Below are 10661 nucleotides of genomic sequence, written 5' to 3'. Positions count from 1 at the left end.
CGGTTGAACCGGCCGATGCCGCAACGAATTTACTCAGCGGCCACAGCCATGGCGACGGGGCCGGGGAAACCCGTCTCGATAGGCAAGGCAGGGTCGCGCGACCATTCGTTCCATGAACCGAAATACAGCCGCACATTGTCGATGCCGGCGGCCTTCAGCGCCACCAGGGTGTTCGAGGCGCGCGCGCCCTTGAAGCAGTAGAGCACCACCGGAGTCTTGGCCGAGATGCCCACCGTGGCGCATTCGGCGAGGATTTCCTCCTTGCTCTTGAACATCGGGCCGGCGGCGGTCGGCTTCATCATGCGGTACCACTCGATCCACACCGCGCGCGGGATGCGGCCCTTGCGCGGGCAGAAATCCTTGCCATAGGGCGACGAGCTTTCGCCGATCCATTCATCCACGTCGCGGGTATCCAGGATCGCCACGTTCGGGTCGGCCAAGGCAGCCTTCATGCCCTCAAGATCAAGCAGGATGCCGGCGCCGGCCGCACTCAGCGGGAAGGTCTTCGGGGCCGGCAAGGCCGGATCGGTCGTCACCGGCAGGTCGGCAGCGACCCAGCCGGCATAACCGCCATGCAGGATCTTCACCTTCGGATAGCCCAGGTAGCTGAGCAGCACATAGCCGCGGCAGGACTGGCCGAAACCGCTGTTCATCGACTGCTCGTAGACCACGGCGGTCTCAGTGCCCGACAGGCCGGCGCTGCCGAACACGGTGGCGAATTTCTCGCGCATCGCCGCCACGCCCTCGGGAGTCGAGGTGGCGAGGTAGGTGAAGATGTCGTGGATGTTCACCGCGCCGGGCAGGTGGCCGGCGGCGTAGGCTTCGGGGCTGCGGGTATCGATCAGCACCACGCCGCCCAGGCTGGTGAGGGCAGAAAGCTCGTTAGGGGAAATCAGCACGCTACCGCTCATGGCACGCTCCTCTGGTGGATTGCCGCATAGACGGAACGGTCTATCCAATTCAAGGAGCGTGCCAGCGGGAATCCGACAATGATTCCAAGGCCGGCGCTTGTCGTCGGCTTCAGGCTTGCTCAGGATTCGGTCAGGATCGGCGGAAAGCCGGGCGAAAATAGCGCCAGTGCTGCGCGTTATTCGCGCAGCCAGACCTGCGTGCGGCCCAGCAGCGGCGTGCCGATATAGCCGCGTACCCGCAGCTTGCGACCATCCTCGGCGAGGCTGAGCTTGGCGTTATAGATCTTGCCATTCTTGGGATCGAGGATGGCGCCGCCGGCCCAGTTGCCACCATCGGGCTTCAGGCCCCACAGGAAGGTCATGCCAACCACCGGCTGGTTCTTGCGGTCGCCTTCGCAGGCCTCGCAGACCGGATCCGGTTTTTCATCGGGCCGGTAGAAGATCTGCAGCACGCGACCCTGCAATTCGCCACCGACCTCGCGGATTTCAACAATGCTGCGTTCGGCATTGGTCTCGTCGTCGATGGTTTTCCAGCGTCCCACGGGACCACCCGCCGGTTCGGCTGCCCAGGCGGATGCCACAGACAGCGATGCAGCCAGCAACATGGTGGTCAATATGGCCTTTTGCATTGCGTCCTCCCATCACAGATCATTTTTTCGCCTTTGACGCATTCCCGCCACGGCCCTGACTATTATAGTGTGAAGTCTGGGCAGAGGAGAAGCGCATGAGCGAGCAGACCACGGGTGCGCGATTCCGTCTCGGTGTCGGCGCAGCAGAGGACTGGCGCATGGCGGTCGATGGCTGCCTGCTGCAGCTCATGCCGCTCAGCGAATCCGCCAATGTCGGCTTCGTCTATGTCAGCGACCGCATGGCCGAGCGCCTGCCGCAGATTCTGAAACGCCTGAGCGAAGCGACCGGTATCGCCGACATGGTTGGCGCCTGCGGCTACAGCATTGCCGCCGGCGACACCGAATACTGCGACGAACCGGTGGTGGCCTGCCTGGTCGGCACCGTGCCGGACGGCAGCGCGAAACTGTTCCGCCGCCCCACCGAACGGCCGCAGGGCTGGCTCGGCGTGGTGCATGCAGACCCGCAGGTGCCGGCCCTGCCGGAACTGATCGAGGATTTCGCCGAAGCCTGCGGTGCCTATCTGGTCGGCGGGCTGATCGCCGCGCGTGGCCCGCGCCCGCAATGGGCCGGCAGCCTCACCGAGGGCGGCGTCTCCGGCATCGTTTTCTCGCAGGCCCAGCCGGTGCTGACGGCGCTGACCCAGGGCTGCGCCCAGCTTGGCGACGTGCATATGGTGACGGCTGCCGATGGCAACGTGGTCCTCGAACTCGACGGCCAGCCGGCCTACAACGTGTTGCGCGACAGTTTTGCCGTGCAGTCGCTGCAGGACCTGCGCCAGCTTTCCAATGGCCTGATGGTGGGGTTGCCGATCACTGGTGCCGACCGGCCGGATTATCTGGTGCGCAACATCATCGGTATCGATCCGCAGGCCGGCGGCATCGCCATCGGCGCGATGATCGAAGACGGCGACCAGTTGTTCTTCTGTCGCCGCGATGTCGAAAGCGCCGGACACGACATGGACCGCATGCTGGCCGACCTCAAACGCCGCTGCGGCGATCGCATGCCGCGCGGCGCTTTGTGGTTCTCCTGCATGGCGCGCTGCCAAGACCAGTTCGTGCAGGAGCCGGGTGAGCTGGCCCGCATCCAGGCGGTATTCCCCGATCTGCCGCTGATCGGCATGTATTGCGGCGGCGAGATCGCCCAGTCGCGGCTCTACGGCTATACCGGCGTGCTGGCGCTGTTCCTCTGAAGCTCAGGCTTCCAGCACGATGCGGCCGATCACCAGGCCGGCTTTCAGTTTTTCCAGCGATGCCGTGGCCTGATCCAGCGGAGCTGCCGTGATCGGCAGGGCGGGCAGGGCGGTCTGCTGCGCCAGCCGCAGCAATTCCTGCAATTCGATCAGGCTGCCCACGTAAGAGCCGCTCAGGCGCAGGCCCTTCATCACGTGCAGGCCGATGGAAATGGTGGCCTGGCCGCCCAGCAGGCCGACGGTGACCAGATGCCCACCCTTGCGCAAAGCGGCATAGGCGAAGGCGAAGCTGGCATCCGAGCCAGCGAAATCCACCGCCGCCATCACGCCGCCGGTGGTCTTGAACAGGGTCTTGCCCGCATCGGCCTCGCGCGGATCGATGGCGGCCTTGGCGCCAAGCTGCATGGCGGCGGTACGCTTCGCGGGATCGAGATCGGCCACGATGGGCGCCACGCCGGTCATGATCTTTGCCAAAGCCACGGCATTCAGACCGACGCCGCCGGCGCCGACGATCAGCAGGTCGTGGTCGGGCCGCAGCCGGCCGATTTTCTTCAGCGCGGAATAGGCGGTCAGGCCTGAGCAGGCATAGGTGGCGGCCAGCGCCGGATCAAGATTGCCGATATCGAGCAGATACTTTTCATCCGGCACCAGCACATGACTGGCATAGCCGCCATCGGCGAAGATGCCGATCGCCTGCTGGGCGCCAGCGCAGAGATGCTCGTTGCCGTCACGGCAGGGCGGGCAGCTGCCGCAGCCGATCCAGGGGAAGACCAGCCGGCGCTGGCCGGCCTTGGCCGATATCGCATCCGGGCCGGCGGCGGCGACGGTGCCGACGATCTCATGGCCGGGGGTAAGCGGCAGCAGCGCGCCATTGTTGGCGGCCACCACCTTCTTGCCGCCGCCCAGGTCGAAATAGCCGTCCCAGATATGCAGGTCGCTGTGACAGACCCCGCAGCGTTCCACCTTCACCAGCACCTGACGGCCGGTCGGCTCGGGCAGCGGCTTTTCCGCAACGGCAAGCGGTTTGCCGAATTCGGCGACCTGATAGCAGCGCAGCATGGCCATGGGATTCCTCCTGTTGCTGTCATGGTAGGGAGGCTTGCGGGCTGGAGTCCAGCGGCCAAACCGCTAAACTCAGGCCAACGACAAGGGAGCGGAACATGCTGCAGCGTCTGTTCGACCTCACCGGCCAGGTGGCACTGATCACCGGCGCCTCGCGCGGCTTCGGGCTGGAATTCGCCAAGCTGTTTGCCGAGGCCGGCGCGCTGATGGTGATCAACGGCCGACATCCCGAAACCCTGTCCACCGCCGCCGATGTGGTACGCAAACACGGGCTGGTGGAGACGGCGGTCTTCGATGTTTCGGATTCTGCGGCCGTCGAGGCAACCATTGCCGCCATCGAGAAAACCCATGGCAAGCTCGATATCCTGGTCAACAATGCGGGCATCAATATCCGCAAGCCGCTGGAAGACGTGACGCTGGATGACTGGCGCGCGGTGCTGGAGGTCGATCTCACCGCCGCTTTCGCCCTGTCGCGCGCGGCGGCTCTGGGCATGGCGAAACGCGGCTATGGCCGCATCATCAATATCGGCTCGGTGCTCTCGATCAAGGGGCGCGCCAGCATTCCGGCCTATACCGCGGCCAAGCATGGCCTGCTCGGCCTGACCAAATCGTTCGCGGCTGAACTTGGTCATGCTGGCGTCACCTGCAACGCCATCGCGCCCGGTTATTTCGAGACCGAGATCAACCGCGAGCTGCTCGACCGGCCTGAATTCGTGCAGTTCATCAACGAGCGCACGCCTTTGCGGCGCTGGGGCAAGCCGGAGGAGCTGGCCGGCGCGGCGCTGTTCCTGGCCTCGCCGGCGGCCTCCTATGTGAATGGTCATCTGCTTGTCGTCGATGGCGGCATGACAACGACGATCTGAGGGCACGATATGTCTGCGGCCAGCGACATCGCGGGATTCATTCCGGCCTATCCGACGCGGCACGAAGCGCGGCTGCCGCTGCTGCAGCTGGTCCGCACCCTGCGCGAGAACGCCATCGGTACCTATACAAAAGACACTTTCGAGCGCGACATCATCGTCTATCGGCTGCTGTTCAAGCCGATGATCATGGCCAATCATCCCGAGTTGATCCGCCATGTCATGCTCGACAATGCGGCGAATTACGAGCGCGATCCGGTCGGCAAGCGTATGCTGGAGCCCGGCCTGGGCAACGGCCTGCTGACCAGCGAGGGCGCGGACTGGAAACGCCAGCGCCGCATGATGGCGCCGATCTTCCAGCCGCGCCGGCTGGCCGGCTTTGCCGAGATCATGACCGAATATTCCGCTGCCCTGGCCGACAAGCTCGTCAGGCTGCCGGCCGGCCAGACCGTCGACATGGCCGAGCAGATGATGCTGCTGACGCTGGATATCATCGCGCGCACCATGTTCGGCGCCGATGCCAGTACCGATGTTTCGGCGGTGGGCACGGCGATGGACCGTTACCAGGTGACCGTGCGGCCCAATATTCCCGACCTGCTGGGCCTGCCGCGCTGGGTGCCGCGGCCCGACGCGGCCGAGGGCCAGCGCGCCCTGGCCGAGATGGACGCCATCATCAACACGCTGATCCAGCGGCGGCGCGACCGCGCCGCACAGGGCGGGGAATTGGGCAGCGACCTGCTCGGCCTGCTGCTGGCGGCGCGCGATGACGAAAGCGGCAGCACGCTGGATGACCGCGAAGTGCGCGACCAGATGGCGACCTTCTTCCTCGCCGGCCACGAGACCACGGCCACCGCGCTGGCCTGGACCTGGTATCTGCTGAGCCACGCGCCGGCTGTCGAAGCAAAGCTGCATGCCGAACTCGATGCCGTGCTGGGCGGCCGACCTGCGCAATACGCCGATTACGACAAGCTGGTCTATACCCGCATGGTGATCGAGGAGGCGCTGCGGCTCTATCCGCCGGCCCATACCACGGCACGTCAGGCGATCGCCGACGACAGATTCGAGCGCATCGATATTCCGGCCGGTACCATGATGATCATCTCGCCCTGGATCATGCATCGCCACCGCCTGTACTGGCAAAATCCCGATGCCTTCGATCCAGAGAATTTCGCACCCGGGAAAGCGGCGAGCCGCCGCCGCTATACCTATCTGCCGTTCGGCGCCGGGCCACGCATCTGCATCGGCCAGGGCTTTGCCATGATCGAGGCCGTCATTATCCTTGCCACGCTGGCGCAGAAATTGCGTGCCCGCCTAGTGCCGGGCGCGAAGGTGGCGCCGGTTGCCAAGATCACCCTGCGGCCATCGCCCGATCTGCCGATGACCATGCTGCCGCGTTGAACAAGGGGTTTCCGTAATGCGTGACGATCTGTGCTTTCTGCCGGCTGCCGACATGGCGGATGGCTACCGGTCCGGCCGGCTGTCGCCGGTGGAGGTGACGCAGGCTTTGCTGGCGCGCATCGAGACGATCAATCCCAAGGTCAATGCCTATAATCTGGTCGATCCCGACAGTGCGCTGCGTGATGCGAAGGCGTCGGAGGCGCGCTGGAAGGCGGGCAAGCCGCTCGGCCCCATCGACGGCGTGCCCGCCTCGATCAAGGACATCATCCTCACCAGAGGCTGGCCGACGCTGCGCGGTTCGAAGACGGTTGATCCGAACCAGGACTGGGCCGAAGACGCGCCTGTCACGGCGCGGTTGCGTGGTGCCGGCTGCGTGATTCTGGGCAAGACCACCTCGCCGGAATTCGGCTGGAAGGGTGTGACGGATTCGCCGCTCACCGGCATCACGCGCAATCCATGGAACCTCGACACCACGCCAGGCGGCTCGTCCGGCGGCGCCTCGGCGCAGGTTGCGGCTGGCCTTGGCCCGCTGGCGGTTGGCACCGATGGCGGCGGCTCAATCCGCATTCCGGCCGGCTTCACCGGCATCGTTGGCCTGAAGCCCAGTTTCGGCCGCGTGCCGGCGGCGCCGCTCAGCCCCTTCGGCACGGTGGCGCATCTCGGTCCGATGACCCGCACGGTGCGCGATGCGGCGCTGATGCTGAACGAAATGGCCAGGCCCGATGCACGCGACTGGTTCGTGCTGCCATACGACCACCTGGATTATGCCGCCGCCCTGACGGGCGGCGTGAAGGGCCTGAAGATCGCCTACAGCCCGACGCTGGGGTATGCCAGGGTCGATCCGGAAATCGCCGCCGCCGTGGGTGCGGCGGCGAAACAGATGGCGGCTCTGGGCGCCATCGTCGAACAGGTCGACCCGGGTTTTGCCGACCCGGTCGAGATCTTCCATACCCACTGGTTCGCCGGCGCTTATAACGCGATGCTGACCCTGCCGCCGGAGAAATTCGGTCTGCTCGATCCGGGCCTGAAAAAAACCTATGAGGCCGGCGCGGCGATCACCATGAAGCAGTATCTCGAGGCCGGTACGGCGCGCGCCAAACTTGGTGTGCAGATGAAGCTGTTCCATGAAAAATACGACCTGCTGCTGACGCCCAGCCTCGCCGTGCTGGCATTCACGGCCGGACGGCTGGCGCCGGAGAGCATGGGCGATGCCTATTGGACGGCCTGGACGCCGTTCAGCTATCCCTTCAACCTGACCCAGCAGCCGGCGATCTCGGTGCCTTGCGGCTTCTCGCAATCCGGCCTGCCGATCGGCCTGCAGCTGGTTGGCCCGATGCATCGCGACGATCTGGTGTTGCGTGCCGCTGCCGCTTATGAGGCGGCCACCGACTGGCACAGGAAGAGGCCCGCACTCTGATGAGCGACAATGCCGTCCTGCTGACCGTCGCCGAAATGGCCGAGGCCGACCACCGCGCCATCACCGGCGGTGTGGCCGGGCAGCAACTGATGGAAGCGGCGGGTGCTGCCGTGGCGCGCATGGTGCAGCGGCACCATCCGCATGGCAGCGTGCTGGTGCTCTGTGGCCCGGGCAACAATGGCGGCGACGGTTTCGTGGCGGCGCGTCTGCTGGCCGCCGCAGGCCGCAACGTGGCGGTGATGCTGCTGGGCGAGGTATCGGTTTTGCGTGGCGATGCCGCAGTGATGGCAAAGCAGTGGACCGGCCTTGTCGCCATGCCAGCCCCGGCGCTGGTTGCCGGTCATGACGTGATTGTCGACGCACTGTTCGGCGCGGGCCTCGGCAAACCCCTGAGCGGTGCGGCGCTGGCGCTGGTCGAGGCGGTGAATGCATCGGGGAAGCCCATCGTAGCCGTCGATCTGCCCAGCGGCCTGCATGGCGACGATGGGCAGCCACGCGGTGTCGCCATCCGCGCCACCCGCACGGTCACCTTCTTCCGGCCCAAGCCCGGCCATCTGCTGTTGCCCGGCCGCCAGCTCTGCGGCCATCTGCATGTCGCCGATATCGGCATCCCGGCCGATGTGCTGAACGCGATCAAGCCACGCCAGTGGCAGAACGATCCTGCCTTGTGGCGCGCGGCGCTGCCGGCATTGCGCGTCGACGGGCACAAATATGCCCGCGGCCATGTGCTAGTGCGCGGCGGCGCGCTGGCCGGCGCGGCACGGCTGGCAGGCCATGCCGCCCTGCGTATCGGCGCGGGGCTGGTGACGCTGGCGCAGCCGCGCGAGGCTTTGTTGCAGGGCGGCGGACCGGATGCGTTGATGCGTCAGGCCTGCGAGGGCATTCCCGATTGGCGCCATGCGATTGCCGATGCCCGGCGCAATGTGCTGCTGCTCGGGCCGGGTAACGGCGCCGGCGCGGCGACGGCTCAGGCCGTGCGCGATGCGCTGGCCAGAAAACGCGCCGTTGTACTGGATGCCGATGCGCTCACCTGTTTTGCCGATGATCCGAAAGCGCTGTTCAGGGCGATTGCCGGTTCCTGCATCCTGACGCCGCATGATGGCGAATTCGCCCGTCTGTTCCCCGATCTGGCGCCGCTGCCCAAGCTCGAGCGGGCGCGGCAGGCGGCAAAGCGCAGCAAGGCGGTAATCGTGCTGAAGGGTGCCGATACCGTGATCGCATCGCCTGATGGCCGGTTGGCGATCAATGCCAATGCGCCACCCGACCTGGCGACAGCCGGCGCCGGCGATGTGCTGGCCGGCTTCTGCGCCGGATTGCTTGCGCAGGCCATGCCGGTATTTGAAGCGGCTTGCGCCGCCGTCTGGTTGCATGGCGCGGCAGCAACGACTGCCGGCCCAGGCCTGATTGCCGATGATCTGCCGCTGGCGGTCAGGCTTCCGCTGGCACGGCTGCGCCATCGGGGTGCTTGAGGTCGGCCAGCGCGGCATCGATCGAGCGCTTGTACCGGACCAGCGGCGGATGCACACCATGGGTCCACAGTACATGGCGCACATGCTTGGGTACGCCGGTGAGGATCAGGGTCACGCCGCTGCGCTGCGCCTTGCGCGCCACGCCCTCGATGGTGTTGGCCGCGGTTGAGTCGAGGAACGGCACTGCCGAGAAATCGAGGATGAAGGTCTTCGGCCGGTCGGCGATGCGATCCAGCACCGCGCCAACGGTAGAGGCCGCACCGAAGAAGAAGGCGCCCGAGATGCGATAGATCAGCAGATCGGGATCGGTGGCCAGCGTGGGATCGTAGCGCCGCCGGCCGCCATTGTAGTGGTCGGCCTTGTCTTCGGGCACATAGGGCACGTGATTGTCGACCGTGGTGGCCTGCGCCATGCGGTTGAGGAACAGCAGGGTGCCCAGGCCGAAGCCGACCAGGATGCCCTCGGTGAGGTCGCGGAAGATGGTGAGCAGGAAGGTGGCCAGCAGCACCGCCGCATCGCCCCAGGACGAACGCAACAGCGTGGTGAAGGCATGTTTCTCCGCCATGTTCCAGGCCACCACGGCGAGTACGCCGGCCAAAGCCGCCAGCGGGATGTAACTGGCCAGCGGTGCGGCGATCAGCATGAACAGCAGCACGAACAGGGCATGCAGCATGCCGGCCACCGGACCGCGCGCGCCGGCACGCACATTGGTCGCCGTGCGCGCGATGGTGCCGGTGACGCAGATGCCGCCGAACAGGGCCGAGCCGATATTCGCCGCCCCCTGGGCCACCAGTTCGCAGTTCGAACGATGCCGCCGGCCGGTCATGCCGTCGGCCACGATGGCCGAGAGCAGGGATTCGATGGCTCCCAGCAATGCGAAAGCAATGGCATCGGGCAGTACGGCGCGGGCGAGATCGAGCGAGAAGACGGGCAGGGATGGCAGCGGCAAACTGCGCGGGATGCCGCCGAATTTGGTGCCGATGGTTTCCACCGGCAGATTGAAGATGCCGGTGATCGCCGCCGCCAGGCTGACGGCGATCAGCATGCCGGGCCAGTGTGGCTGCCAGCGCTTTAGTCCGGCGATTACGCCGATGGTGAGCAGCGCCAGCGCCACGGCCGGTGGCGTGAAGCTGGGCAGGGCATCGCCGATGGCAGCCAGCTTGGGCAGCAATTCGCCCGGCTCCTTGCCGGCGAAGGTGAGGCCGAGCAGGTCGCGAATCTGGCTGGCGAAGATGATGACCGCGATGCCGGCGGTGAAACCCACCGTCACCGGATAGGGAATGAATTTCACATAGGTGCCGAGCCGCAGGAAGCCGCCAACCAGAAGGAAGACGCCCGACATCATGGTGGCCAGCACCAGGCCGTCGACGCCATGCCGCTCTACGGTGGCCGCCACCAGCACGATGAAAGCGCCGGCGGGGCCGCCAATCTGGAAACGGCTGCCGCCCAGCGCCGAGATCAGGAAACCGCCGATGATCGCCGTGTAGAGGCCGCGGTCGGGCGTAACGCCGGAGGCGATGGCGATTGCCATGGAGAGCGGAATGGCGACGATCGCCACGGTCAGACCGGCCATCGCGTCGGCGCGCAGATCGCCCAGTCGATAACCCTCGCGCAGGATGGTCACCAGCTTTGGCGTGAACAGCTCGGCGAAGCTGGGGGTAGACTGAATAGAAGGCGTTCGAGAGGAGGAGGTCATGCTGGGCGTACTTTCTGTTAATGGCCCGG

General features: G+C 66.0%; 9 protein-coding genes. 5 read left to right on the top strand and 4 right to left on the bottom strand.

The window, feature by feature from the left end:
- Nucleotides 1–29: 29 nt before the first annotated feature.
- Both Q1J79_RS16405 and Q1J79_RS16400 read right to left on the bottom strand, forming a co-directional pair.
- On the bottom strand, nt 30–911 hold the full coding sequence (locus tag Q1J79_RS16405; protein ID WP_300302483.1) for a sulfurtransferase: 882 nt from the start codon (nt 909–911) through the stop codon (nt 30–32).
- Nucleotides 912–1087: 176 nt separating this feature from the next.
- Nucleotides 1088–1453, bottom strand: coding sequence for a DUF2147 domain-containing protein (locus Q1J79_RS16400; protein ID WP_300302481.1), 366 nt, complete (start codon nt 1451–1453; stop codon nt 1088–1090).
- 182 nt (nt 1454–1635) lie between these two features.
- On the opposite strand from Q1J79_RS16400, the gene Q1J79_RS16395 reads away from it, so the two are divergent.
- Complete coding sequence (locus Q1J79_RS16395; RefSeq protein WP_300302479.1) at nt 1636–2730, top strand: FIST C-terminal domain-containing protein; 1095 nt, start codon at nt 1636–1638, stop codon at nt 2728–2730.
- 3 nt (nt 2731–2733) lie between these two features.
- Here Q1J79_RS16395 and Q1J79_RS16390 read toward each other — a convergent pair whose 3' ends face one another.
- Nucleotides 2734–3795, bottom strand: a complete 1062-nt coding sequence (locus Q1J79_RS16390; RefSeq protein WP_300302477.1) for an alcohol dehydrogenase — start codon at nt 3793–3795, stop codon at nt 2734–2736.
- A 95-nt stretch (nt 3796–3890) separates the two neighbouring features.
- Here Q1J79_RS16390 and Q1J79_RS16385 point away from each other — a divergent pair, with 95 nt between their 5' ends.
- Genes Q1J79_RS16385 through Q1J79_RS16370 form a run of 4 tightly spaced genes read left to right on the top strand, consistent with a single transcriptional unit; the run spans nt 3891 to nt 8936 of the window.
- Nucleotides 3891–4655: an SDR family oxidoreductase gene (locus tag Q1J79_RS16385; protein ID WP_300302476.1), complete on the top strand. Its 765-nt coding sequence runs from the start codon at nt 3891–3893 to the stop codon at nt 4653–4655.
- A 9-nt stretch (nt 4656–4664) separates the two neighbouring features.
- Nucleotides 4665–6050 carry a cytochrome P450 gene (locus Q1J79_RS16380; protein WP_300302474.1) on the top strand — a complete coding sequence of 462 codons (1386 nt, stop codon included), beginning with the start codon at nt 4665–4667 and terminating at the stop codon, nt 6048–6050.
- 16 nt (nt 6051–6066) lie between these two features.
- On the top strand, nt 6067–7467 hold the full coding sequence (locus Q1J79_RS16375) for an amidase (RefSeq protein WP_300302472.1): 1401 nt from the start codon (nt 6067–6069) through the stop codon (nt 7465–7467).
- Complete coding sequence (locus Q1J79_RS16370) at nt 7467–8936, top strand: NAD(P)H-hydrate dehydratase (RefSeq protein ID WP_300302470.1); 1470 nt, start codon at nt 7467–7469, stop codon at nt 8934–8936. Before Q1J79_RS16375 ends, Q1J79_RS16370 begins: the two co-directional genes overlap by 1 nt.
- On the opposite strand, the gene Q1J79_RS16365 is transcribed toward Q1J79_RS16370, so the two are convergent.
- Nucleotides 8896–10632, bottom strand: a complete 1737-nt coding sequence (locus tag Q1J79_RS16365) for a SulP family inorganic anion transporter (RefSeq protein WP_300302468.1) — start codon at nt 10630–10632, stop codon at nt 8896–8898. The genes Q1J79_RS16370 and Q1J79_RS16365 overlap by 41 nt on opposite strands.
- Nucleotides 10633–10661: the final 29 nt, after the last annotated feature.

The sequence above is a fragment of the Ferrovibrio sp. genome (assembly GCF_029255545.1).
Classification (GTDB): domain Bacteria; phylum Pseudomonadota; class Alphaproteobacteria; order Ferrovibrionales; family Ferrovibrionaceae; genus Ferrovibrio.
The sequence above is the reverse complement of the archived record's forward strand: the minus strand, read 5'-3'. Positions and strand labels throughout refer to the sequence as shown.